Annotated in this window: 23 protein-coding genes and 1 pseudogene; 16 read left to right on the forward strand and 8 right to left on the reverse strand. The window is 73.1% G+C overall.

Annotated features, from left to right (window positions below; genetic code table 11):
* Positions 1–148: 148 nt before the first annotated feature.
* The 3 genes from IE172_RS07880 to IE172_RS07890 are packed head-to-tail and all read left to right on the forward strand — an operon-like array spanning position 149 to position 3438.
* The gene (locus IE172_RS07880; protein ID WP_438817007.1) at positions 149–1516 is read left to right on the forward strand and encodes a sensor histidine kinase; all 1368 of its coding nucleotides are present in this window, start codon (positions 149–151) and stop codon (positions 1514–1516) included.
* The gene (locus IE172_RS07885; protein WP_190096359.1) at positions 1513–2178 is read left to right on the forward strand and encodes a response regulator; all 666 of its coding nucleotides are present in this window, start codon (positions 1513–1515) and stop codon (positions 2176–2178) included. The genes IE172_RS07880 and IE172_RS07885 overlap by 4 nt, the downstream gene beginning before the upstream one ends.
* A gap of 39 nt (positions 2179–2217) precedes the next feature.
* Positions 2218–3438 carry a cytochrome P450 gene (locus IE172_RS07890; RefSeq protein WP_190096360.1) on the forward strand — a complete coding sequence of 407 codons (1221 nt, stop codon included), beginning with the start codon at positions 2218–2220 and terminating at the stop codon, positions 3436–3438.
* A gap of 41 nt (positions 3439–3479) precedes the next feature.
* On the opposite strand, the gene IE172_RS07895 is transcribed toward IE172_RS07890, so the two are convergent.
* On the reverse strand, positions 3480–5141 hold the full coding sequence (locus tag IE172_RS07895) for an ABC transporter permease (RefSeq protein ID WP_190096361.1): 1662 nt from the start codon (positions 5139–5141) through the stop codon (positions 3480–3482).
* A complete protein-coding gene (locus IE172_RS07900; RefSeq protein ID WP_190096362.1) occupies positions 5138–6082 on the reverse strand; it encodes an ABC transporter ATP-binding protein in 945 nt (314 codons plus the stop codon). Before IE172_RS07900 ends, IE172_RS07895 begins: the two co-directional genes overlap by 4 nt.
* A gap of 103 nt (positions 6083–6185) precedes the next feature.
* Between IE172_RS07900 and IE172_RS07905 the strand changes: the two genes are divergently transcribed.
* Both IE172_RS07905 and IE172_RS07910 read left to right on the forward strand, forming a co-directional pair.
* Complete coding sequence (locus IE172_RS07905) at positions 6186–6683, forward strand: GbsR/MarR family transcriptional regulator (protein ID WP_190096363.1); 498 nt, start codon at positions 6186–6188, stop codon at positions 6681–6683.
* 82 nt (positions 6684–6765) lie between these two features.
* On the forward strand, positions 6766–7356 hold the full coding sequence (locus IE172_RS07910; protein ID WP_431986529.1) for a Uma2 family endonuclease: 591 nt from the start codon (positions 6766–6768) through the stop codon (positions 7354–7356).
* A 13-nt stretch (positions 7357–7369) separates the two neighbouring features.
* On the opposite strand, the gene IE172_RS07915 is transcribed toward IE172_RS07910, so the two are convergent.
* Entirely contained in the window at positions 7370–8245 is an 876-nt protein-coding gene (locus IE172_RS07915; protein ID WP_190096365.1) for a diacylglycerol kinase family protein, read from the reverse strand.
* A gap of 187 nt (positions 8246–8432) precedes the next feature.
* Between IE172_RS07915 and IE172_RS07920 the strand changes: the two genes are divergently transcribed.
* Positions 8433–9716, forward strand: coding sequence for an adenylosuccinate synthase (locus IE172_RS07920; protein ID WP_190096366.1), 1284 nt, complete (start codon positions 8433–8435; stop codon positions 9714–9716).
* Between the two features lie 143 nt (positions 9717–9859).
* Here IE172_RS07920 and IE172_RS07925 read toward each other — a convergent pair whose 3' ends face one another.
* The 3 genes from IE172_RS07925 to IE172_RS07935 all read right to left on the reverse strand — a co-directional run bounded on the left by IE172_RS07925 (position 9860) and on the right by IE172_RS07935 (position 12861).
* On the reverse strand, positions 9860–10510 hold the full coding sequence (locus tag IE172_RS07925; RefSeq protein ID WP_189557486.1) for a putative DNA-mimic protein: 651 nt from the start codon (positions 10508–10510) through the stop codon (positions 9860–9862).
* A 122-nt stretch (positions 10511–10632) separates the two neighbouring features.
* Positions 10633–11343 (reverse strand): GntR family transcriptional regulator, encoded by a 711-nt coding sequence (locus tag IE172_RS07930; RefSeq protein WP_190096367.1) that lies wholly within the window; start codon positions 11341–11343, stop codon positions 10633–10635.
* Between the two features lie 162 nt (positions 11344–11505).
* A complete protein-coding gene (locus IE172_RS07935) occupies positions 11506–12861 on the reverse strand; it encodes an aspartate aminotransferase family protein (protein ID WP_190096368.1) in 1356 nt (451 codons plus the stop codon).
* Positions 12862–12944: 83 nt separating this feature from the next.
* Here IE172_RS07935 and IE172_RS07940 point away from each other — a divergent pair.
* The 3 genes and pseudogenes from IE172_RS07940 to IE172_RS07950 form a co-directional block, all read left to right on the forward strand.
* Positions 12945–13427: pseudogene (locus tag IE172_RS07940) on the forward strand (DJ-1/PfpI family protein); the annotation flags it as partial.
* Positions 13424–13894 (forward strand): MarR family winged helix-turn-helix transcriptional regulator, encoded by a 471-nt coding sequence (locus IE172_RS07945; protein WP_190096370.1) that lies wholly within the window; start codon positions 13424–13426, stop codon positions 13892–13894. The pseudogene IE172_RS07940 and the gene IE172_RS07945, both read left to right, overlap by 4 nt.
* Positions 13895–13973: 79 nt before the next feature.
* Complete coding sequence (locus IE172_RS07950) at positions 13974–15875, forward strand: serine/threonine-protein kinase (RefSeq protein WP_190096371.1); 1902 nt, start codon at positions 13974–13976, stop codon at positions 15873–15875.
* A 123-nt stretch (positions 15876–15998) separates the two neighbouring features.
* On the opposite strand, the gene IE172_RS07955 is transcribed toward IE172_RS07950, so the two are convergent.
* A complete protein-coding gene (locus tag IE172_RS07955; RefSeq protein WP_190096372.1) occupies positions 15999–16745 on the reverse strand; it encodes an SLATT domain-containing protein in 747 nt (248 codons plus the stop codon).
* Positions 16746–17058: 313 nt separating this feature from the next.
* Between IE172_RS07955 and IE172_RS07960 the strand changes: the two genes are divergently transcribed.
* The 7 genes from IE172_RS07960 (at position 17059) to IE172_RS07990 (ending at position 23725) form a co-directional block, all read left to right on the forward strand.
* A complete protein-coding gene (locus IE172_RS07960; protein WP_190096373.1) occupies positions 17059–17400 on the forward strand; it encodes a YbaB/EbfC family nucleoid-associated protein in 342 nt (113 codons plus the stop codon).
* A gap of 77 nt (positions 17401–17477) precedes the next feature.
* On the forward strand, positions 17478–18077 hold the full coding sequence (gene recR / locus IE172_RS07965) for a recombination mediator RecR (RefSeq protein ID WP_190096374.1): 600 nt from the start codon (positions 17478–17480) through the stop codon (positions 18075–18077).
* Positions 18070–18729 (forward strand): DUF5063 domain-containing protein, encoded by a 660-nt coding sequence (locus IE172_RS07970; RefSeq protein ID WP_190096375.1) that lies wholly within the window; start codon positions 18070–18072, stop codon positions 18727–18729. Before recR ends, IE172_RS07970 begins: the two co-directional genes overlap by 8 nt.
* A 249-nt stretch (positions 18730–18978) precedes the next feature.
* Positions 18979–20256 (forward strand): aspartate kinase, encoded by a 1278-nt coding sequence (locus IE172_RS07975; RefSeq protein ID WP_190096376.1) that lies wholly within the window; start codon positions 18979–18981, stop codon positions 20254–20256.
* Positions 20256–21329 (forward strand): aspartate-semialdehyde dehydrogenase, encoded by a 1074-nt coding sequence (locus IE172_RS07980; protein WP_190096377.1) that lies wholly within the window; start codon positions 20256–20258, stop codon positions 21327–21329. Before IE172_RS07975 ends, IE172_RS07980 begins: the two co-directional genes overlap by 1 nt.
* A 492-nt stretch (positions 21330–21821) precedes the next feature.
* On the forward strand, positions 21822–22397 hold the full coding sequence (locus IE172_RS07985) for a SigE family RNA polymerase sigma factor (RefSeq protein ID WP_190096510.1): 576 nt from the start codon (positions 21822–21824) through the stop codon (positions 22395–22397).
* Positions 22394–23725 (forward strand): hypothetical protein, encoded by a 1332-nt coding sequence (locus IE172_RS07990; protein WP_229885874.1) that lies wholly within the window; start codon positions 22394–22396, stop codon positions 23723–23725. Before IE172_RS07985 ends, IE172_RS07990 begins: the two co-directional genes overlap by 4 nt.
* Here IE172_RS07990 and IE172_RS07995 read toward each other — a convergent pair.
* Complete coding sequence (locus tag IE172_RS07995; protein WP_190096378.1) at positions 23692–24510, reverse strand: SURF1 family protein; 819 nt, start codon at positions 24508–24510, stop codon at positions 23692–23694. The two genes, IE172_RS07990 and IE172_RS07995, sit on opposite strands and share 34 nt — an antisense overlap.
* Positions 24511–24885 lie beyond the last annotated feature (375 nt).

Consider the following 24885-nt stretch of genomic DNA (forward strand, 5'->3'; position numbering starts at 1 on the left):
GGACCGTACGCGGGCGGCGTTCGTACGAGCCGGGACGGTCCGCCCCTGCGGACACCCCCGGGTGACCTGCGTAGTACCTGAGACGGACGCCCCGATACCCGTCTCAGCGGGGACGACCGCCACCACCCGGTCGGCCTACCGTGTGAGCGTGACCGAGACGACGCACCAGCAGCAGCCCTGGGACGCCCCGCGCGGCGACCGGGAGGGGGCCGGGACCCGCAGCCCGGAGTACCGGCTGGCCCGGCAGTCCCTCCGGGGACTGCGCCAGGACCTGTTCCGTGACCCCTTCGCCTACCGCCCGCTGCCGCCCCGCCGCACGGACGGCCCGTTCCTCCGCCGGCTGCCCGGCCGGTTCCGGGAGGCCACGGCACACCTTCCGCACGCGGTGGTCGGGACGATCGCGCTGCTCGCCCTGGCGGCCGGAACGCTGTCGAGCGGCCTGCCCGGCGGAGACGTGGCCGCTCTCCTGGTCGGTGTGCTGTGCGCGCTCCCGGTGCTCTGCACGCTGGTCCGGCCGGTCGGCGCGTTCTGGCTGTCGCTCGCGGTCACACCGGTCGTCGCGGTGATCACGGGCGGCTCGGGGGACTGGCCGTGGATGCCGGGCGCCTTCGTCTGCCACCTGGGCGTCCTGGTCGTCGTGGCCCTGCGCACCCGGCCCCGCACCGCCGCCGGGATGTGGCTGCTGACCGCCGCCTACGCCTTCGTCTCGGACGTCTTCCTCGGCGGCTCGTACTACTACACCAACAGCGGGCCCATGATGGTGCTGTCCGCCCTCGCCCTGCTCGTGGTCTCCCTCTGGCACGTCCGGCACATCGCCCAGCAGGAGGTGACCGCCCAGCAGACGGTCACCGCGCACGAACGCTCCCGGCGCACCCGGCTGGAGGAGCGCACCACCATCGCCCGTGAGCTGCACGACGTGGTCGCCCACCACATGTCGGTGGTCGCCATCCAGGCCGAGGCCGCGCCGTACCGGGTGGAGAACCCGCCGCCGGAGCTGGAGCGGGCCTTCGCCACCATCCGGGAGAACGCCGTCGCCGCCCTCACCGAACTGCGCCGCATCCTCGGCGTGGTGCGCGCCGAGGACTACGAGGCCCCGGACGCCCCGCAGCCCACCCTCGCCGACCTGGACGCCCTCCTCGTCAACGTGCGGGGTGCCGGCCTGGAGGTGGAGAAGGTGGTGACCGGCGCGGTACGGGAGCTGCCGCAGGGGGTGGAACTGTCGGCGTACCGGATCGTGCAGGAGGCGCTGAGCAACAGCCTGCGCCACGCGCCCGGCGCGAGCGCCCGCGTCGAGATCGGGTACGTCCTCGGCGGGCTCGGCGTCCGCGTCGTCAACGGCCCGGCGCCCGAGCCGAACCTGGTGAAGCCCTCGCCGGGGGCGGGTCACGGCATCACCGGCATGCGCGAGCGGGTCGCCATGCTGAACGGCGAGATGACGGCCGGGCCGTCCGCCGACGGCGGCTACGAGGTCGCCGTGTTCCTGCCGGTCGCCACGGTGATCGAAGGTGACGCATGACCATCCGCGTGCTGATCGCCGACGACCAGATGATGGTGCGCGAGGGGTTCTCGGTGCTGCTCAACGCGATGCCGGACATCGAGGTCGTCGGCGAGGCGGTCAACGGCCGGGAGGCCGTCGAGCGGGTCCGTGAACTGGCCCCCGACGTCGTCCTGATGGACATCCGCATGCCCGAACTGAACGGCATCGAGGCGACCCGGGAGATCGTCGCCGCCGACGGCGCGGCGAAGGTGCTCGTGCTGACCACCTTCGACCTCGACGAGTACGTGTACCAGGCGCTGCGCGCGGGCGCCTCCGGCTTCCTCCTCAAGGACGCCTCCGCCCGTCAGCTCGCCGACGGGGTGCGCGTCGTCGCGTCCGGCGAGGCGCTGCTCGCCCCCACCGTGACCAGGCGGCTGATCACCGAGTTCTCCAAGCTGTCCGAGGCGCCGCGACTGATGCCGTCGGCGCAGGCCGCGTACGGCGACCTGACCGAGCGGGAGACGGAGGTGCTGGTGCTGATCGCGCAGGGCCTGTCCAACGCGGAGATCGCCGAGCGGCTGGTGGTCGCCGAGTCGACGATCAAGACGCACGTGAGCCGCATCCTGGTGAAGCTGGGCCTCAGGGACCGCACCCAGGCGGCGGTGTTCGCCTACGAGGCGCGGCTGGTCACCCCGGGCTGACCCTGGTCAGCGGGGGTGCCGCCGGGCTACCGTCCGGTCATGGCAGCCCTTGACGACCTCGCCTTCGACCCGTGGGACCCGGCGTTCGTCGCCGACCCCTACCCCGCCTACGCCGAGCTGCGCGGGCAGGGCCGGGTGCGGTACTTCGAGCCGACGAACCAGTGGCTGGTCGCGCACCACGCGGACGTCTCGGCCCTGCTGCGCGACCGCCGTCTGGGACGGACGTACCAGCACCGCTTCACCCACGAGGAGTTCGGCCGGACGGCCCCGCCGCCCGAGCAGGAACCGTTCCACACCCTCAACGACCACGGCATGCTCGACCTGGAGCCGCCGGACCACACCCGGATCCGGCGCCTGGTGTCCAAGGCGTTCACCCCGCGCACGGTGGAGCGGCTGAAGCCGTACGTCACCGGCCTCGCGGGGGAGCTGGTCTCCCGGCTGGTCGACGCGGGCGGCGGCGACCTGCTCACCGACGTCGCCGAACCCCTCCCGGTCGCGGTGATCGCCGAGATGCTGGGCATCCCGGAGTCCGACCGGGCCCCGCTGCGCCCCTGGTCGGCGGAGATCTGCGGAATGTACGAGCTGAACCCGTCGGCGGAGACGGCCCGCAAGGCCGTCCGGGCGTCCGTCGAGTTCTCGGACTACCTGCGCGAGCTGATCGCCGAGCGCCGGAAGAACCCCGGCGACGACCTGATCTCGGGGCTGATCGCCGCCCACGACGAGGACGACGACCGGCTCACCGAGCAGGAGATGATCTCCACCTGCGTGCTGCTGCTCAACGCGGGCCACGAGGCGACGGTGAACTCCACGGTCAACGGCTGGTGGGCGCTGTTCCGCCACCCCGACCAGCTGGCCGCCCTGCGCGCGGACCACTCCCTGGTCCCCTCCGCCGTGGAGGAGCTGATGCGCTACGACACCCCGCTGCAGCTCTTCGAGCGCTGGGTCCTGGACGAGATCGAGATCGACGGCCAGGTCATTCCGCGGGGCGCGGAGATCGCCATGCTCTTCGGCTCCGCCAACCACGACCCGGCGGTCTTCGCCGACCCCTCCCGCCTCGACCTGACCCGCGCCGACAACCCCCACATCTCCTTCAGCGCCGGCATCCACTACTGCATCGGCGCACCCCTGGCCCGCATCGAACTCGCCGCCTCCATGACGGCCCTGCTGGACAGGGCCCCGACGCTGCGGCTCGCGGCGGAGCCGACGAGGAAGCCGAACTTCGTGATCAGAGGACTGGAAGGACTGGCGGTCGAGGTCTGAGCCGGCGTCCGGGCGGCCCCGTGCGGGGCCGCCCGGCGCGGTCACTTCATGTCGAGGTCCCGCCGGCGGAAGCCCGCCAGGCCCAGCCACATCAGCCCGGCGGCGACCAGGGTCAGCCAGAGCAGCGGAGTCCAGTCCATGTCCGCGGCGGGCAGCCGGGGGACGTGACCGAACGGGGAGAGGTCGTCCATCCAGTCCGGGAACTGGAGGATCTGGCCGAGGTAGCCGACCACGAAGGCGTACACCGGCACGATCCAGGCCGCCTGGACCGCTCGCGGGAACCAGCCGAAGAGCACCGCGGCCACCCCGGCCGTGACCCACAGGGCGGGCGCGTACGCGAGGGCCGCGCCCACCAGGTCCGGCAGCAGCCCGGCGTCACCGGTCGAGGCCGCGCCGGCGATGCCGAAGCCGAGCCCGGCCAGCAGCAGGACGACCGTGCCGCCGCCCGTCGCCACGGCCAGGTGGCCGCCGGCCCAGCGGGAGCGCGAGAGGCCGGTGGCCAGGAGCGGTTCGGCGCGGCCCGCCGTCTCCTCCGACCGGGGCCGCAGGGCCGCCATGACGACGTACACCGCCGCCACGACCGTCAGGACGGCCATGACCATCGAGGCGAAGGACTCGGCGACGCCCGCCCCGCCGATGCGCTCCAGGGCCTCCTCGATCTCCTCGATGCCCGCCAGCATGTCCTCGGCCTCCCCGAGGATCGACCCGTACATGGCGCCCATCAGGAACAGGCCGGTGCCGAAGCCGGTCAGCATGCCGCGGTGCAGGCGCAGGGCGAAGCCGACCGGGGTGGCGAGCACGGCGGAGGCCGTGGCGGCTCCCGCCTTCTCCGGGCGCAGCCCCGCGCCCACGTCGCGCCGGGTGGACAGCACGAACCCCGCCGCCGCGCACGCCACCGCGGACACCAGGCACAGCAGCAGCGGCCACCAGCGGTTGTCGACGTACGGGTAGCTGCGCTGCACCCAGCCGATCGGGGACAGCCAGGACAGGGCGCCGTTCTCCCCGCTGTCGCCGGCGGCGCGCAGCACGTAGGCGGCGCCGATGACCGCCAGCGCCATGCCGGACGCCCCGCGCGTGTGGGCGGTGAACTGGACGGTGACCGCGGCGACGGCCGCGAAGACGAGGCCGGCGGCGGCGTGGGCGCAGCCGTAGACCAGCGAGCCCTGCGCGTCGATGCCCTCCATGCCGAGCCCGGTCAGGCCGGCGGCCAGGAGCAGGGCGAGGACGACGTCGGCCAGGACGGCGACGGACAGGGCGGCGGCGAGGTGGGCGTGGCGGCCGACGACGGTGGAGCGCACCAGCTCGGCGCGGCCCGTCTCCTCCTCCGCGCGGGTGTGCCGGGTGACGGTCAGCACGCTCATGAGGCCGACGAGGACGGCGGTGAAGCCGATCATCTGGTGGCTCAGGAGGGAGCCGAAGCCGTCGTCGACGAGGTAGTGGCTAGGGCCGGACAGGGCCAGGCCGGCCGGGCTGTCCACACCGGCGACGGCGTTCGCCCGGTCCTGCGGGTCGCCGTAGAGGGTCCGGAAGCTGTTCGCCGTGGTGAGCGTGGCGAGGACCAGCGCCCCGATCCACACCGGGAGCCGGACCCGGTCGCGGCGCAGGGCGAAGCGGATCAGTGTCCGTGTCCCGGCCAGTGTGTTGCCGCCCGTGGCCGGTGCGGCGGGTGCCCGGGTGCCGGGGGCGGTGGTCGCGGAGGTCATCGCGGCTCCCCGTCCGTGTCCCGTCCGGTGCCGTGCCCGTTGGCGGCGAGTTCGTCGCCGTAGTGGCGCAGCATCAGCTCCTCCAGGGTCGGCGGGTGGCTGATCAGGCTGCGGATGCCGAACTCGGTGAGCTTGCGGACCGCGCCGTCGACCCGGCCGCCGTCGACGTCGAAGCGGATCCGGCCGGTGGCCTCGTCGACGGTCCGCAGGCCGTGGACACCGGGCAGGGCGGCGAGGCCGGTCGCGGGCCGTTCGGTCTCCACCTCGATGGTGGTGCGGGTCAGGTGGCGCAGTTCGCCGAGGCTGCCGGACTGGACGGTGCGGCCCAGCCGGATGATGCTCACCCGGTCGGCGAGCTTCTCCACCTGGGCCAGGATGTGACTGGAGAGCAGGACCGTCCGGCCGGCTGCCTTGGCCTCGCCGATGACGTCCTGGAAGACGACCTCCATGAGCGGGTCGAGTCCCGCGGTCGGCTCGTCCAGGACGAGCAGTTCGGCGTCGGAGGCGAGCGCGGCGACGATGGCGACCTTCTGCCGGTTGCCCTTGGAGTAGGCGCGGCCCTTCTTGGTCGGATCGAGGTCGAAGCGCTCGACGAGCTCGGCGCGGCGCCTGCGGTCCAGGCCGCCGCGCAGCCGGGCCAGCAGGTCGATGGCCTCGCCGCCGGTCAGGCCCGGCCACAGCTCGACGTCGCCGGGGACGTAGGCGAGGCGGCGGTGCAGCTCCACGGCGTCCGCCCACGGGTCGCGGCCGAGCACCCGGACGGCACCCGAGTCGGCGCGCAACAGGCCGAGCAGGACGCGGATGGTGGTGGACTTGCCGGATCCGTTCGGGCCCAGGAAGCCGTGGACCTCGCCCGGCTCGACGTCCAGGTCGAGACCGTCGAGCGCGCGCGTGCGGCCGAACGACTTGTGGAGTCCGGACACCGTGATGGCCTTCGTCATGCCTCGGAACGTACGCGGCATTCACAACTTTGTGAAGTTAAGGAAGCGTATGAACGCTGACTAGACTGATCCGGGATGCCTGAGCAGGGGAGAGGGTCGGATCATGGCGGAACCCAGCGGGTCGGCCCGGGACCCGGAGGCGGTCTCGCGGTTCGTGGAGCACTTCGCGGCGCAACTGGTGGAAGCCGGGCTGCCGCGGATGCCCGCCCGCGTCTTCGGTGCCCTGCTCGCCTCCGACACGGGCGTGCTGACCTCGGCCCAACTGGGCGAACAGCTCAAGATCTCACCGGCCGCGGTGTCCGGAGCGGTGCGCTACCTGGCCCGGCAGCGCATGGTCTCCCGTGAGCGCGAGCCCGGCTCCCGCCGGGAGCGGTACCGGGTCCACGGCGACCAGTGGTACGAGGCCCTCACCAACCGCGAGACCGTCATCAGACGCTGGGAGGAGGCCCTCCGGGAGGGCGTCGGCAGCCTGGGCCCGGACACCCCCGCGGGCCGCCGGCTGGCCGAGACGCTGGCCTTCTTCGAGTTCGTGGAGAAGGAGGTCGAGGCGATGATGGACCGCTGGCGGGCGCACCGGGAGGAGCGGTTCGGGCGGGGATGAGGAGAAACGGAAAGCGACTCCGGCATGTGACTGATCGGATACTCTGAGTGGTGGCTGGTCCGCATCACGGGGAGGGCGCATCATGACAGTCATGGCTGAGCGACCGACGACAACCGGCACCGAGCCCGACAGCTTCGAGGGCCTGCTGAGGACCCTCGACGAGCTGGACGTACCCGACGGCTACGCGGCCGAGATCATCAGGGGGAACATCGTCGTGTCGCCGTGGTCGAAGGGGTACTACCTCGACGTCATGGAGCTGGTGTGCGAGCAGCTTCGACAGCACGTCCCCGAGGGGCACCGCGTCAGTTACGGGCCCTTCCTGTACGTGTTCCCGGGGGTGGAGCGGGCGTACGGGCCGGACATCCACGTCGCGCACCGGAGCGCCAGCCGGAGCACCGGCAACGAGCTGGACGGCGAAGCCCTGTCACTCGTCGCCGGACTGACCTCGGCCTCCACCCGTGACGACGACCTGACGGACAAGGTCGTGACCTACGGGAAGGCGGGCGTCCCCGTCTACCTGCTCCTCGACATGCAGGAGGAGCAGGCCACGGTCTTCTCCATGCCGTCCGCCAAGGGGTACGAGGCCCGCTGCACCAAGCCCTTCGGGGAGAAGCTGCCGATCCCCGAACCGTTCGGCTGCGTCCTGGACACCACCGGGTTCACCGCTCCCTGAGACGGCACCCCCGCTACCTCCTCGGCACCGTCAGTCCCCAGGCGCCCTCCCGCACCACCCACGTCCGGGTCCGCACCGGACCCGACACCACCGCGTCCGCCCGGTAGCGGAAGTGCGCGCCCGACACGGTCACCGTGCCGCCCTCGGCCGACAGCGGGGACGCCTCCGCGCCCACCGACGCCGGACGCACCTCCACCCGGGCCCTCCCCGAGGTGCCGGGCACGACCGTGACGCCCTCCACCGGCTGCCCCAGGTCGACGAGCGTCTCCCCGTCGACCTCCACCCGCAGCCGCGTCGGCCCCGCCTCGAGCGCCGAGACGGTGCCCGCCGGCCGCGTCGCCGGCACCAGCGTCCGTACCAGCGACCGGCAGGTGCGCAGCCACGGGCCGCCCACCCCGGCCCCCGGCGCCCGCACCGATGCCACACCCCCCACCGGGGGGATCCGCAGCGTGCCGAGCACCACCCCGTCGCTGTCGTCCACCAGCAGGTCCATCCGCCGCTCCGCCCCCTCCAGCACGGCCCGCGCCGCCGCCACCGCCCCCGTGGGCACCCCCAGCGACCGGGCGAGGGCGACCGCGCCTCCCACCGGCACCAGGGACAGCGCGCACGCGGCCAGCTCCCGCTGCCGGTGCAGCAGCTCCACCGCCCGCACCAGCGCCCGGTCGTCACCGACCACCACCGGACGCCGCGACCCGCGCCGGGCCAGCGCCCGCGCGAACTCCTCCGGACCGTCCGGCAGGCACACCTTCGTGCCCGCCGCACCCGCGCCGATCACGTCCTTGGCGATCCGGACGGACTCGCCGTCCGCCCGCCGGGCGACCGGATCGACGACTACCAGGAGCTGATCGGACGTCGCGGAAAAGGTCCTGGAAGTCGCCACCTCGGCCATGCCTCGCTTCCTCGGGTAGCATCTTTGTGCAAGAGCCCCTTGCGCTGTTGCGCCTGGGGCTTCGTCTATTCCGGGGCATCCGGTCCGACGGTCGGCGGCCAACGGTGGTCGCGCGGTGCACACGGCGGTGATCCTCCGTACGCGCCCTTGACCTTGGACATGCCCCGCCCGGAAGGGGTGTACGCGCGTGCCCGCACTTGTGCTGCTCGGTGCTCAGTGGGGTGACGAAGGCAAGGGAAAGGCGACGGACCTGCTCGGTGGCTCCGTCGACTATGTGGTGCGCTACCAAGGCGGCAACAACGCCGGCCACACGGTAGTCGTGGGCGATCAGAAGTACGCCCTCCACCTGCTCCCTTCCGGAATCCTGTCTCCCGGCTGCACGCCGGTCATCGGCAACGGCGTCGTCGTCGACCCGTCGGTCCTGCTCTCCGAGCTGAGCGGTCTGAACGAGCGAGGCGTCGACACGTCGAAGCTCCTGATCAGCGGAAACGCTCACATCATCACGCCGTACAACGTGACGGTGGACAAGGTGACCGAGCGCTTCCTCGGCAAGCGCAAGATCGGGACCACCGGCCGGGGCATCGGCCCGACCTACGCCGACAAGATCAACCGCGTCGGCATCCGCGTCCAGGACCTCTACGACGAGTCGATCCTCACCCAGAAGGTCGAGGCGGCCCTCGACGCCAAGAACCAGATGCTCACCAAGCTCTACAACCGGCGCGCGATCGCCGTGGAGCAGGTGGTCGGGGAACTGCTCGGCTACGCCGACAAGCTCGCCCCGTACGTCGCCGACACGGTGCTGGTGCTGAACGAGGCGCTGGAGCAGGACAAGGTGGTCCTCTTCGAGGGCGGCCAGGGCACGCTCCTCGACATCGACCACGGCACGTACCCCTTCGTCACCTCGTCCAACCCGACCGCGGGCGGCGCCTGCACGGGCGCGGGCGTCGGCCCGACGAAGATCAGCCGGGTCATCGGCATCCTGAAGGCGTACACCACCCGCGTCGGCGCGGGACCGTTCCCGACCGAGCTGTTCGACGAGGACGGCGAGGCGCTGCGCCGCATCGGCGGCGAGCGCGGTGTCACCACCGGCCGTGACCGCCGCTGCGGCTGGTTCGACGCGGTGATCGCCCGCTACGCCACCCGCGTCAACGGCCTCACCGACTTCTTCCTCACCAAGCTCGACGTCCTCACCGGCTGGGAGCAGATCCCGGTCTGCGTCGCCTACGAGATCGACGGCAAGCGCGTCGAGGAGCTGCCCTACTCGCAGTCCGACTTCCACCACGCGAAGCCGGTCTACGAGATGCTCCCCGGCTGGAGCGAGGACATCAGCAAGGCGAAGTCGTTCTCCGACCTCCCGAAGAACGCCCAGGCGTACGTCAAGGCCCTGGAGGAGATGTCCGGCGCCCCGATCTCCGCGATCGGCGTGGGCCCGGGCCGCGACGAGACGATCGAGATCAACTCGTTCCTGTAGAACGGCCCGTCCACGGCGAAGCCACCGGTGCCCCCCGGCAGGGGACGGCGCCGGTGGCTTCGCCGTCACGGCCCCGGCCGGCCCCGTCATGAACGCGGAGGACCCGCGGAAGGGGCTCTCCCCGGGGGCGAGCCCGGGCGGAGTCAGCTGAACACGATCATCGAGCCCTGCGCCAGGCTCCGGGTCGCCGCCGCGTGCAGGCCCAGCCAGACGTGACGCTCGCGGGCGAAGGGGCTGGGGTCGTACGGGGCGGGGACGGCCGGCTCCTCCAGCTCCGTCGGACCGCGCGGCGGCTCGGGAGCCGCCGGGGGGTTCGCCGGGTCGATGCCGATCGACGGGGCGACCAGCTCCAGTTCGCGCAGCAGCGCGTGGGAGGAACCCAACGGGCCTCCACCCGCGAGGAGTTCGTCGCTGGAGAGGGGGCCGGGGAAGTCGACGGGGACGTACGCGCCCGCGTGGTCGTAGTGCCACACCAGGTGCGACTGCTGGGCCGTCGCCTCGAACATCTCCAGCAACTGCTCGTAGTCGCCGCCGAGTTCGTCCACCGGCGTGACCGGGAAACCGCACACCTGGAGCAGGTACACGCGCCGCAGGAAGTGCAGCGCGTCGTAGTCGAACCCCGCGACCGGGGCCACCTCGCCGGTCAGTCCCGGCATGTACTGGTACACCGGCACCGGGGGGAGTCCCGCCTCGGCCAGCACCGCGTTGTACTGTGCGAGTTCCTCGGCGAAGGGGTTGTCGGGCGTGTGGCACAACACGTCGACGAGCGGTACCAGCCACAGGTCACAGGCCAAAAGAGGGCTCCTCGCAGCGCGCGGTCGTCGGGGTGGACGAGGTGGTCGCCCCGGTCAGGGAAGGGTAACCGGGCCCGGGACGGCGGGCGCCTCCCGTGCGGGGAACCCGTGGTGCGGGTCCCTTACCCATCCCCGCCGGGCGTCAGCCCCTCGACGAGGGACAGCGAGTGCGCGTCGTACGCCTCGACGATCGCACGGGCGGCCTCGGTGTCACGGCGCGCCAGCGCGTCGACCAGTTCGGTGTGCCGGGACCACAGCCGCCCCCGGACATCGGGCAGCCGCCGCAGCCGCTGCACCGCGTACACCCAGCCCTGGGCGCGCAGCCGGTGCAGGAAGTCGGTGAGGTGCGGGTTGCCGAACACGGCGGTCAGCTCGCGCCAGAAGCGCAGGTCGTAGCCGATGAGGACGGTGACCTCACCGGCGAGGGCCGCGCGCTGGGCCTCCTCGCCGCGCCTGCGCACCCCGGCGAGGGCGACGGCGACCCGGGGCTCGTCCGGCAGGAGAGAGGCCGGGTGACCGGCGGACAGTGCCCGGAACATCCCGTCGATGACGAGACGGCGGGCCTCCACCATGCCGCGGAAGTCGTCGGCGGAGTACGCGCGCACCTGGAAACCGCGGTGCTGGTCGGCGTCGAGCAGCCCCTGCGCCGTCAGGTCGACCAGCGCCTCGCGGACGGGCGTCGCGGACACCCCGTACTGCTCGGCGATCTCCTTCACGGTGAACGCCTGCCCCGGCTGGAGCCGCCCGGCCAGCACCTCGTCACGGAGCGCGTCGGCGATCTGCTGCCGCAGGGTGCTGCGGGTCACTGCGCCGGTGCCGGTGATGCCGGGCATGGTCGGGGCGTCTCCCTCGTCGCGTTCGAGTGGCGTGCGCGCCGCAGGGGGCACGGGCACGCCACCTTACGCCTTCGGGTGGGCGCGGATGTTCGAACGGGCGCGGGACGGAGACCGTCCCGCGCCCGCCCCGTACCGGGTCGTCCCGGCCCGTCCCGCCGGTTACGCCACGTAGCCGTCCGCGACGGTCAGGGCCGCGTCCAGCGCCGCCAGCCCTTCCTTCAGCTCGGCCTCGCTCGCGTTGCACGGCGGCACCACGTGCGTGCGGTTCATGTTCACGAAGGGCCAGATGCCGGCCTCCTTCGCGGCGGCGGCGAAGGCCGCCATCGGGGCGTTCGCCTCACCGGACGCGTTGTACGGGACCAGCGGCTCCCGGGTCTCCCGGTCGCGCACCAGCTCCAGCGCCCAGAACATGCCCACGCCGCGCACCTCGCCCACACAGGGGTGCCGCTCGGCCAGTGCGCGCAGCCCGGGTTCCACGACGGACGCGCCGAGGGCCGCCGCGCCCGCGACGACCCCCTCCTCCTCCATCACGTTGATCGTCGCGACGGCGGCGGCACAGGCCAGCGGGTGTCCCGAGTAGGTCAGACCGCCCGGGTACGGCCGCTTGGCGAACGTCTCGGCCACCGCCCCCGAGACGGCGACACCGCCGAGCGGCACATAGCCGGAGTTCACGCCCTTGGCGAAGGTCATCAGGTCCGGGACGACGTCGTACAGGTCGGCCGCGAACCACGTGCCGGTCCGTCCGAAGCCGGCCATGACCTCGTCGAGGACGAGGACGATGCCGTACGTGTCGCACAGTGCGCGGACGCCGGCGAGGTAACCGGCGGGCGGCGGCATGATCCCGGCCGTTCCCGGGATCGTCTCCAGGATGATCGCGGCGATGGTCGACGGCCCCTCGAAGGCGATCGTCGTCTCCAGGTGCTCCAGGGCCCGCGCGCACTCCTGCTCCTCGGTCTCGGCGTGGAAGCGCGAGCGGTACAGGAACGGAGCCCAGAAGCGCACGACCCCGGCGGTGCCGCTGTCGGAGGCCCAGCGGCGCGGGTCACCGGTGACGTTCACGGCCTGCTGGGTGCCGCCGTGGTACGAGCGGTAGGCGGAGAGCACCTTGGGACGCCCGGTGTGCAGCCGCGCCATGCGCAGCGCGTGCTCGACGGCGTCGGCGCCGCCGTTGGTGAAGAAGACCTTGTCCAGGTCGCCGGGGGTCCGCTCGGCGATCAGCCGGGCCGCCTCCGAGCGGGCCTCCACGGCGAACGCGGGCGCGAACGTCGTCATCCGGGCCGCCTGCTCCTGGATCGCGGCGACGACCTTGGGGTGCTGGTAGCCGATGTTCGTGAAGACGAGCCCGCTGGCGAAGTCGAGGTAGCGCCGGCCGTCGTAGTCCCAGAAGTACGACCCCTGCGCCCCGGCGACGGCGAGCGGGTCGATGAGCTCCTGTGCGGACCAGGAGTGGAACACGTGCGCACGGTCGGCGGCCTTGACGGCGGTCCCGACCTCGGGGTTCGGCTGAGGAGTCATGCCGCAGAGGGTAAGGGGGGCGGGCGTCGCCGCGACATCGGCGGCCTGTCTGCGGTCGGGGCCTTTCCGCGACAGGTTGTCGACCGGTCACCAGCATGGGCGGGCTGCGCGTGCTGCCCGACCTCGCGCTCGACGCGCTGCGCCCCGCGGACAGCTCCCTGCTGATCCTCCCCGGCGCCGCCCGCTGGGACGACGGAGACGACCTCGCCCCCTTCGCCCACGCGGCCCGCGCCTTCCTCGACGCCGGTGTGCCCGTCGCCGCGATCTGCGGGGCCACCGCCGGGCTCGCCCGGGAAGGGCTGCTCGACGACCGCGCGCACACCAGCGGCGCCGCCCCCTACCTCGCCCTGACCGGATACGCCGGCGCCGGGCGGTACGTCGAGGCGGACGCGGTCACCGACGGCGGTCTCGTCACCGCCGGACCGACCGAGCCCGTCGCCTTCGCCCGCGAGGTCTTCCGGCTGCTCGGCGCCTACGACGACACCGTGACCGACGCCTGGTACCGGCTGTTCCACGACTCCGACCCGGACGCCTACGCCGCGTACGAGGAGGCGCTGAGCCGGTGAGCCGCCGACAGCAGGACCTGCTCAGCCGGGGCGCGCTCGGCACCTTCCGGCTGAACGGCCGGTTCCTCGCGGTCGCGGAGGAACTGGCCCGGCCCGCCGGCATCAGCGCCGCCCGCCGGCAGGTGCTCGGTGCCGTCCTCGGCGAGCCGCTGCCGGTCTCCGGGATCGCCAGGACCATGGGCATCACCCGGCAGAGCGTGCAGCGCGTCGCCGATCTGCTGGTCGACGGCGGACTGGCCGAGTACCGGCCCAATCCCGCCCACCGGCGCGCCAAGCTCCTCGCCCCGACCGAGGAGGGCCTCGCCGCGGTCCGCCGCATCGACCCCGGCCACGCGGCCTTCGCCGAGCGCCTGGCGCGCGAGTACGCCGAGGAGTACGGCGAGGACGGGCTCGACCGGGCGGTACAGGCGCTGGAGCGGCTGTCCGAGGTGCTCGACAGGATCGGTCCGCCTGTTACGGAACCGTAGACGGCACCCCGCTCACCGGGCACCCGCCCCGCACTATCCTCGATCCGTTGCTCACTGCACGGGGGAAGGCGGCGCGGCGATGGACAAGCTCGGGGCCGGGGATCCGCGGGACATCGGGGCGTACCGGCTGCTGGCGCGGCTCGGCGGCGGCGGGATGGGACAGGTCTACCTCGCCCGCTCCGACCGGGGACGCACCGTCGCCGTGAAGCTGGTCCGCGAGGAACTGGCCCGCGAGGAGGAGTTCCGGGCGCGCTTCCGCCAGGAGGTGCGGGCCGCACGCCAGGTCGGCGGCGACTGGACCGCGCCGGTGCTGGACGCGGACACCGAGGCACCCGTGCCCTGGGTCGCCACCGGGTACGTAGCCGGACCGAGCCTCCAGCAGGTGGTCGGCCACGACCACGGGGCGCTGCCCGAGCGGTCGGTACGGATCCTCGCCGCCGGTCTCGCACACGCGCTGAAGGACATCCACGCCGCCGGGATCGTCCACCGCGACCTCAAACCGTCCAACGTGCTCGTCACCATCGACGGTCCGCGGGTCATCGACTTCGGGATCGCGCGGGCGCTGGAGACGGTCACCGACGGCGGTCTGACCCGCACCGGCGCGCTCGTCGGCTCGCCCGGGTTCATGGCGCCCGAGCAGGTGCGCGGCGACCGCATCACGCCCGCCTGCGACGTGTTCTGCCTCGGCTCGGTCCTCGCCTACGCCGCGACCGGCGCGCTGCCCTTCGGCACCGCCAACAGCGGGGTGCACGCCCTGATGTTCCGCATCGCCCAGGAGGAACCCGACCTGCAGCGGATGCCCGAGGGCCTCACCGGGCTCGTACGCGACTGCCTGCACAAGGACCCGGCCGCGCGGCCCACCCTCGACCAGGTGCTGGAACGCACCGGCGCGGAGGACACCGTCGTCGGCGGCCGCTCCCGCGACCCCTGGCTGCCGGGCGCCCTGGTCGCCCAGCTCGGCCGGCACGCGGTACGGCTGCTGGACACGGAGGACCCCGAAGCGCCCCGCCGGCCCACACCGCCGGCCGCGGACCCGGTCCCGCCGGCGGAACCCGCCGGTGACGCCGGTGCCGGTGACGCCCCCGAACACGCCCGCGCCCCCGAACACGCCCGCGCCGCCGACGACTCCGCGGCACCCCCACCCTCCGGCACCCCGGTCCCGCCCCCGCCGGGACAGCCGGGCGCGAACCACCTCCCCACCCTGGTCGCCGGCCAGAACGGGCAGAACGGCCCCACCCCGCCGCCCGGCCCCGCCCCGCCCGGCGCCTACGGCCAGGCCCACCCGCACCCGCAGCCCCACGCGTACGGCCACCCGTACAACGGCTACGGCGCCGGCCCCACCCCGCCGTACGGCCCGCCCCCGGCCGGGATGATCCCGGCCTACCCGCCGGCGCCCGAGCCGCGCAGGGACAACCGCTCCACCGCGTTGCTCGTGGTGATCGCGCTGGTCGTCGCGCTCGCCGCGGGCGGCACCGTGTACGCGCTGATGAGCGGCGGCACGGGCGAGGACCGCGCCGGCGGCGACCCGTCGGCCCCCGCCACGCCCGGCAGCGCGCCGGGGACCACCGGAGCGGACGCGCCGGACGACCGGCGGACGGACGACACCGGGCGGCCCACCACCTCCGCGCCGGCGGACGGCACGGTCCCGGCGGACCTCCTCGGCACCTGGTCCGCCACCATCGACAACGCCGGCGGGCGGCACGACCGCCGGCTCACCGTCCAGCAGGGCGGGATCGGCGACACGGTGATGTCCCTGGTCGCCGACGGGCCCACCGGGAACGGCACCTACCACTGCGTCTTCGAGGCCCGGCTCACCGGCAGCTCCGGCGGACGGCTGGACCTCGGCCCGTCCACCGTCACCGCAGGCCCGAGCGGCTCCTGCACCCCGGGCGCCGCCAGCCGCATCACCCTGCTCCCCGACGGCTCCCTGCAGCGCGTGAACACCGGCAGCGGCGAACAGCTCACCTACACCCGGGACTGACCGAGTCCCTTGCTCCAGGCGCTGGTTGAGCGTCGGCGGACGCCGGTGAACTCCCGCGGACGCGGGGCACACCCTGACGGGCGGCTCCGGCGGGCACACTCTCACGGGCGCGCACGGCCGGGCTCAGCGCGGCTCCGGCGGGCGCTGACGCGGCATGTTGGGGCGGGCCGGTCCCGGCGGCGACGGGAGCCGACCGTGCGGGAGGGGCCCCTCCGGGCGCCCTCCGACCGCCATCGCCGTCCGCACGCCCAGTGGCGCGCCCCCGCTGCGGAACTCCATCATCCAGTCGGCCGTCTCGATCCGCACCAGCTCCGTGACGTCCTCCGAGAACCGCCTCAGTACCGTGAGGCACCGCTCGGCCGCCTCGCTCGCCGTGCCCTCGGTGGGCCCCAGCACCTCGCGGACGCACTCCGAGGCCCAGTCGAACTGGAACGTCTGCAGCCGCCGCTGAAGGGCCTGCGCCGTCGCCACGTCCCGCATCCAGCCGGACGTCATCCCGAAGAACCGGTCCCCGGCGGCACACGCCACCGCCACCAGCAGCGCCAGATACCCCCAGGGCGCCGTCCCGTCGGCCACCCCGGTCAGACCGAGCAGCGGCAGCGCCGCCCCGGCCAGCGCGCCCCCCGCGGTGCCGGCCCGCAGCGCCCACGCGCACCGCCGCTTCCACGCGCGGTCCTCCAGGTACCAGGCGGCGGTGTCCAGCGCCCCGCGCTCCACCCACCGGTACAACTCGTCCAGCCGGGACGCCGGGTCGCCCCAGTCCCCGAGCGGGAACTCGCGCCCGGCCGGATCACCCGGCCGTTCTCCGGCCGCCTCCTCGCCCCGCCGGTCCCCGGACCGACCCTCGGGCTGCATCTCCGGCTGACCCACCCGGTATCTCCCTACTGCACCGACCCTGCGGACCCCTGCTGATTCCCGCCGCCCCCGCCGGCCTCGCGTACGTTCCGTGTGTGGAGTGTGACGCCCCGTGCTCGCGCGCCCGCACCTTCCTACCTCCCAACGGGTGGCGGCGCCGGGGGTTCGGGCGCCCTTTCCCCCGGAAGTAGGCCGTCATCCGGTATAGGGCCCCTTCCAGGACTCACTCGAAAGAGTGGCGGGGCGACGGCCGGTCCGACCACGTAGGCTCGTGCCGAACGGCAAAACCGTGATAGACGGACCGACGGACCGACCAAGGAGCTGAATCGTGATCCCCGGTGGTGGCCAGCCCAACATGCAGCAGCTGCTCCAGCAGGCCCAGAAGATGCAGCAGGACCTCGCCCAGGCGCAGGAGGAACTCGCGCGTACGGAGGTCGAGGGACAGGCGGGCGGCGGACTGGTGAAGGCCACCGTCACCGGCTCCGGCGAACTGCGGGCCCTGAAGATCGACCCGAAGGCGGTGGACCCGGAGGACACCGAGACCCTCGCGGACCTGGTCGTCGCGGCGGTCCAGGCGGCCAACGAGAACGCCCAGACCCTCCAGCAGCAGAAGCTCGGCCCGCTCGCCCAGGGCCTGGGCGGCGGAGGCATCCCCGGTCTCCCCTTCTGACCTTCACGCCCCTACTAAGAAGGCCCGCGGGCCTCTACCGTACGTACTGAAGCACCACTGGGAAGGACGGCAGTCCGTTGTACGAAGGCGTGGTCCAGGACCTCATCGACGAGCTGGGGCGGCTGCCCGGCGTCGGTCCCAAGAGCGCGCAGCGGATCGCCTTCCACATCCTGCAGGCGGAACCGACGGACGTGCGGCGCCTCGCGCACGCGCTGACGGAGGTCAAGGCCAAGGTCCGCTTCTGCGTCACCTGCGGGAACGTGGCGCAGGAGGAGCAGTGCGCCATCTGCCGCGACGCGCGCCGCGACCCCGCGGTCATCTGTGTGGTGGAGGAGCCCAAGGACGTGGTGGCCATCGAGCGCACCCGTGAGTTCCGGGGCCGCTACCACGTGCTGGGCGGGGCGATCAGCCCGATCGACGGGGTGGGCCCGGACGATCTGCGGATCCGGGAACTCCTGGCCCGTCTCGCCGACGGCACGGTCACGGAACTCATCCTGGCCACGGACCCGAACCTCGAAGGCGAGGCCACGGCCACGTATCTCGCCCGCATGATCAAGCCCATGGGCCTGAAGGTCACCCGCCTGGCCAGCGGCCTCCCGGTGGGCGGCGACCTGGAATACGCGGACGAGGTGACCCTCGGCCGCGCCTTCGAGGGGAGACGACTCCTAGATGTCTGACGCCACGCTGCACGCGACCGACCGGAACCCGGACGACTTCGCGGTCCAGGTCGCGGACCAGATCGAGAGCTTCCTGGTCGCCGTCACGGAGGTCGCGAAGGGCGACGAGCCCGACTCGGCGGTCCCCTTCCTCCTCCTGGAGGTCTCCCAGCTCCTGCTGGCCGGCGGCCGCCTGGGCGCCCACGAGGACATCGTCCCCGACGAGCGCTACGAGCCCGACCTGGGCCCCGAGGCCGACGTGGACCACCTCCGCGAGAACCTGGCCCGTCTCCTCGAACCGGTCGACGTCTACTCCGAGGTCTTCGACCCCTACGAGCCCCGCAAGGCGCCGGTCCCGGCCCGTATCTCCGACGACCTCACCGACGTCATCACCGACCTCCGCCACGGCATGGCCCACTACAAGGCGGGCCGCACCACGGAGGCCCTGTGGTGGTGGCAGTTCTCCTACTTCTCCAACTGGGGCTCCACGGCGTCCGCCACCCTGCGCGCCCTGCAGTCGGTGGTCGCCCACGTCCGCCTGAACCAGCCCCTCGCCGAACTCGACGGCCTCGACACCGACCAGGGCATGGGCGACGACACCCTGGAATTCGAGGCGGGCCGCGTCATGGTCCAGGAAATCGGAGTCCCCCTGGGCATGCGCCCGGTCACCTGACCGCCCCGCCCGTGCCGGCCCTCGTGGGCGCCGCCCCGGAGACCTCGCCGGCCGGGCCCGGGTGTGACGCGGGTCGCTTTTCCGAGTGGGGTGCTCCGGGTTGGGCATGAGCCCCCTGCGTGAGCGGCCGGATGTCTCATCATGCGATATCGCGGAGGGGTTTTTCGGACGCTCGATAGACTTGACCGACCGCGGCGCACACATATGTGTGCGGACTGTGGATAACGACGGACTGAGCGAGGAGCGCACGTGGGCCTTGTCGTGCAGAAGTACGGAGGCTCCTCCGTAGCCGATGCCGAAGGCATCAAGCGCGTCGCCAAGAGGATCGTGGAAGCCAAGAGGAACGGCCACCAGGTGGTCGCCGTGGTTTCCGCGATGGGCGACACGACGGACGAGCTGATCGATCTCGCCGAGCAGGTATCCCCGATCCCTGCCGGGCGGGAGCTCGACATGCTGCTGACTGCCGGAGAGCGGATCTCCATGGCCCTGCTGGCCATGGCGATCAAGAACCTGGGCCACAACGCCCAGAGCTTCACCGGCAGCCAGGCAGGTGTCATCACCGACTCGGTCCACAACAAAGCCCGCATCATCGATGTCACGCCGGGCCGGATCAAGGCCTCGGTGGACGAGGGCAACATCGCCATCGTCGCCGGTTTCCAGGGCGTCAGCCAGGACACCAAGGACATCACCACGCTCGGCCGCGGCGGCTCCGACACCACCGCCGTCGCCCTCGCCGCCGCGCTCGACGCCGAGGTCTGCGAGATCTACACGGACGTCGACGGCGTGTTCACCGCCGACCCGCGCGTGGTGACGAAGGCCCAGAAGATCGACTGGATCTCGTTCGAGGACATGCTCGAACTGGCGGCCTCCGGTTCCAAGGTGCTGCTCCACCGCTGTGTGGAGTACGCCCGCCGGTACAACATCCCGATCCACGTCCGCTCGTCCTTCAGCGGACTGCGGGGCACGTGGGTCAGCAGCGAGCCGACGAAGCAAGGGGACAAGCAGGTGGAGCAGGCTCTCATCTCCGGTGTCGCGCACGACACCTCCGAGGCCAAGGTCACGGTCGTCGGCGTGCCGGACAAGCCCGGCGAGGCGGCTTCGATCTTCCGCACGATCGCCGACGCCGAGATCAACATCGACATGGTCGTGCAGAACGTGTCCGCCGCCTCCACGGGCCTGACGGACATCTCCTTCACCCTCCCGAAGACCGAGGGCCGCAAGGCCATCGACGCCCTGGAGAAGAACAAGGGCACCATCGGCTTCGACTCCCTGCGCTACGACGACCAGATCGGCAAGATCTCCCTGGTCGGCGCGGGCATGAAGACCAACCCGGGCGTCACCGCCGACTTCTTCACCGCGCTCAGCGACGCCGGCGTCAACATCGAGCTGATCTCGACGTCCGAGATCCGCATCTCGGTCGTCACCCGCAAGGACGACGTGCCCGGGGCCGTCCGCGCCGTGCACTCCGCCTTCGGACTGGACTCCGACAGCGACGAGGCCGTGGTCTACGGAGGCACCGGCCGCTGATGGCCCGACCCGAGGGACCCGGACGTTCCGGGCGGCCGACGCTCGCGGTCGTGGGAGCGACCGGGGCCGTCGGCACGGTCATGCTCCAGATCCTGTCCCAGCGGGCGGACGTCTGGGGCGAGATCCGGCTCATCGCCTCCCCGCGCTCGGCCGGCCGCAAACTGGCCGTGCGCGGTGAAGAGGTGGAGGTCGTGGCGCTCACCGAGGAGGCCTTCGACGGGGTCGACGTCGCGATGTTCGACGTCCCCGACGAGGTCGCCGAGCAGTGGGCGCCCGTCGCCGCCGCGCGGGGCGCGGTGGTCGTCGACAACTCCGGCGCCTTCCGCATGGACCCGGACGTGCCGCTCGTCGTGCCCGAGGTCAACCCGCACGCCGTGCGCAGGCGCCCGCGCGGGATCGTCGCCAACCCGAACTGCACCACCCTGTCGATGATCGTCGCGCTGGGCGCGCTGCACGCCGAGTTCGGCCTGCGCGAGCTGGTCGTCTCCTCGTACCAGGCGGTCAGCGGTGCCGGACTCGCGGGCGTGCGGGCCCTGCGCCGGCAGATGTCCCTGGTGGCCGGCACGGAGCTGGGGACCCACCCCGGCGACGTACGGCGGGCCGTGGGGGACGACACCGGTCCGTTCGCGGAGCCGGTCGCGCTGAACGTCGTGCCGTGGGCCGGTTCGCTGCGCGAGGACGGCTGGTCCTCCGAGGAGATGAAGGTCCGCGACGAGACCCGCAAGATCCTGGGCCTGCCCACACTCCCCGTGGCGGTCACCTGCGTCCGCGTCCCCGTCGTCACCACGCACTCCCTCACCGTGCACGCCCGCTTCGAGGGCGAGGTCACCGTCGACAGGGCGCGCGAGATCCTCGCCACCGCCCCCGGCGTCGTCCTGTTCGACAACCCGGCCGCGGGGGAGTTCCCCACCCCCGCCGATGTCGTCGGCACCGATCCGACCTGGGTCGGGCGGGTACGGCGGGCCCTGGACGACCCCACGGCCCTGGAGCTGTTCGTGTGCGGGGACAACCTGCGCAAGGGCGCGGCGCTCAACACCGCACAGATCGCCGAGCTCGTGGGGGCCGGGCAGTAAAAAGTTCTGGATCACAGAGGATTCGTTTGTAGGATCTGTGTAAGTCTCGCGCGCCGGGTTCTCGGTCTGGACCACTTGTCACCGCAGGTACGGCAACCGAGGATTGCACCAGGATTCACCTCCCCGTTCTCCGCAACCGAGCGGAGGGCGGGGAGCGTCTTTGCGGTCACCCGTTCCGGGGCGCGGGGACGCTGCCTTTCAGACGTGGGGACGTCTGGAACCGGACGTGGGGACGTCCGTTCATATGGGACACAGGGGAAGAGCGGGTCGCATGAGGGCATTTGATGCGCTGTCGGTGGTGCTGCCCGACGCGGGCGGGCGGCCGGCTCCGGCCGGCGCAGAAGTGACGCCCGGCACGTACAACCCTTACGGGGGGAAGCGTGTCCAACTGGCGTGGCTGAGGTACTCGACTTCACAGCGCCGCGCGGCACGGCCCTCCGGCCGCCCCGCCAGGCTCTCCGACCCCGCATGCCCGGTGCGTCCGGCGGCGGCATGCCGGTGATCGCCCGCATGCCCGCAGCGCGGCCCGCCCGCATACCCGGTCAGCGTGACGGCACCGACGACGTCGTGGCGGCCGGCACCACCGTCGACCACCTCACCGAGACCTACCGCGCGCACTACCGCTCGCTGCTCGGCCTCGCGGCGCTGCTGCTCGACGACACCGCCTCGTGCGAGGACGTCGTCCAGGAGGCGTTCATCCGCGTCCACTCCGCCCGCAAACGCGTCCGGGACCCGGAGAAGACCCTGGCCTATCTGCGCCAGACGGTGGTCAACCTGTCCCGTTCCGCGCTGCGCCGCCGCATCCTCGGCCTGAAGCTGCTCTCCAAGCCCATGCCGGACATGGCGAGCGCGGAGGAGGGCGCCTACGACCAGCTGGAGCGCGACTCCCTCATCAAGGCGATGAAGAACCTCCAGCGCCGCCAGCGCGAGGTGCTGGTGCTGCGCTACTTCGCGGACATGACGGAGGCTCAGGTCGCCGAGACGCTCGGCATCTCGCTGGGCTCGGTCAAGGCGTACGGCTCGCGCGGCATCGCGGCGCTGCGGGTGGCCATGGGGGCGTCGGCATGAGCGACGGCAGCAACGCGGGTCGCGAGGACCGCGAGCCGGAGACCGACCGCACGGCCGGTGCCGGACGGGAGACCGAGGGCGTACCGGAGACCGGGGACGCCCTGGACACCGACGACGAGCGGGATACCGGCACCGGACGGGACGCTGGGGACGCGGGGGACACCGGCACCGGGCGGGACACCGGAGGCGCCCGGGAGACCGGGGACGGGCCGGCGCGGCTGCGCGGGCTCGTGACGCCGCACGGGCAAGAGCCGAAGCACACGCACGCTGGGAACGGAACTGTGAACCACGGCCTGGACGACCGAGGCCCCGAAGGGCTCGACTCGGACGAGCTGGAACTGCGCACCCTGCTGCGGCAGGCGGTGCGCGAGGTGGAGCCGGGCGACGGCACCCTGGACTACCTGCGCCGGGCCGTCCCCGCCCGCCGGGCACGCAAACGCCAGGCCCTCGTCGGCATGGCCGCCGCCGCCCTCTTCGTCGGCACGGCCGTCCCCGCCCTGGTGCACGTCACCACCACCGCCGGCTCCGACGCCAACCCGTCGGCCGTCGGCCACGCCTCGCAGGCGCAGGGCGGCACCGGTCACGGCAAGGACCCCAGCGGCGGCGAGAGCACCGCGGGCGGCTCCTCGGACGAGGTCGGCGGCGGAACCGAGGGCGACGAGAAGGACGAGGACAAGGGCGGCACGAGCACCGGTTCCGGTACGGGCGCGTCCGAGGGCGCCGACCCCTCGGCCGGCACGTCCGCCGGGGTGCCCGCATGCACCGCCGCCCAGCTCGGCCCGGCGGCGGCGAGCAGCGCCGCTCCCGACTCCACGGGCGCGGTCTACGGCTCCTTCCGGGTCACCAACGTCTCCACGGCCGGCTGCACGGTCGACGGCCCCGGCGTCGTCGGCGTCACCGCGCAGGGTGCCGCCTCGTCCGCCAAGGTGGGCTCGGTACGGCACGTGGCGGGGGACGCGGCCGCCGGGCTGCCCGACCCCTCCCAGGAGGCGGGGCAGCTGGTCCTCGAGCCGGGCGCGGCCTACGAGGTGCGGTTCGCCTGGGTGCCCTCCGAGACCTGCCCCACCCCGGGCGGTACGCCGGGCGGCGGCACCGGCGGGCCCTCGCCCGACCCGACGCCCTCGGGCGATCCGACCACGACGACCGGCGCGTCGGCGGGCACCGAAGGCGGCACGACGACGCAGACGGTCCGGGCGGACGGCGGGACCGAGGGCAGCGTGGCGGTGTCCTACACGGCGTCGACGGGCTCCGGCTCGGCCACCACGACCGTGGGCAACGCGTGCGCGGGGACGGTCTACTGGACGGGGCTGCTGGCACCCGCCGGCTGACGGGGGGCGTCGGCGTCGCCGGCCCCCTCCTCCGCGAGGCCCAGCTCCGCGTCGCGGGCGAGTTCCAGCTCGCGGCGCAGCAGACGGAACCACATGAAGATCACGAAGCCGACGAAGGCGAACCACTCGGCGGTGTAGCCGAGGTTCTGGAACGCCTTCAGGTCCAGCCCGGTGCCGCCCGGCGCGGACGCCGGTACCGCCTTCATGCCGGAATCCCCGCGGTTGAGGGTGACCCAGGCGTCGTACACGTCGTACGGCACCAGGTTGACCAGCGAGGCCGAGCTGATCGCGGCCGTCTGGCCCTCCGGCAGGCCGCCGCGGGCGCTGACGCCGTTGCTGCCCGGGGTCTCGGACGCCTGGAGCGCGCCGGTGACGGTGACCTCGCCCGAGGGCGGCGCGGGCACCTTCGCGGGGTCGGGCTCGCCGGGCAGCCATCCCCGTACGACCGGCAGGGCGCGGCCGGTGTCGGTGCGCAGCAGCGTCAGGACGTAGTAGCCGTCCTCGCCGTCCACCGTCCGGTCGGGCACGAGCAGCTCGGTGTCGTACCGGCCGCTCGCGGTGGTCTGCTTGCCGGAGGTGGCCTTGGTCACGGGCAGCAGACCGTCCAGCGGCCGGGCCTCCTCCCGCTGGTCCGAGACGACCCGCTCCTCGGCGTCGCGGTGATTGTCCACCCGGTCCTCGAACCGGCCCAGCTGCCAGGACCCCATGAAGATGCAGAAGGGGATGGACAGCAGCAGGAAGACGTTGATCCCCCACCAGCGGGGCGTCAGCAGAAACCGGTACACGCCCTTAACGGTACGGGTCCGCGCCCGGTTCCCGGCCCGCGGGGTCGGTACGGGGACGGGGGACGTCCGCGCCGCGGACGGCGCGTCCATGACCGCTCGACCAGATGTTCGCGGCCCGTCGGCGGCCCGTACGGCTCGGGCCGGAAGCCGGTGATCGCCGGTGATCGCCGGACGAGCCCGGAGGCGTCGGCGGCGAAGGAGGAGAGGGCGTCCGTCTTCCGCGCACCGGCCGTGAACCGCAGCCGGGTGTCCTCCTGACACCGCGGCCGGGTGACCACCTGACCCGGCCCGGCGACGACGTCCACGGGCCGGGGCGGGCGGCCCCGGCCCTTGGACGGGGGGCCCGCCGACGCGGGTGGGTGCGGGGGCGGTGAC

The sequence above is a fragment of the Streptomyces griseoflavus genome (assembly GCF_014649995.1).
In the GTDB taxonomy this organism is placed as follows: Bacteria; Actinomycetota; Actinomycetes; order Streptomycetales; family Streptomycetaceae; genus Streptomyces; species Streptomyces griseoflavus.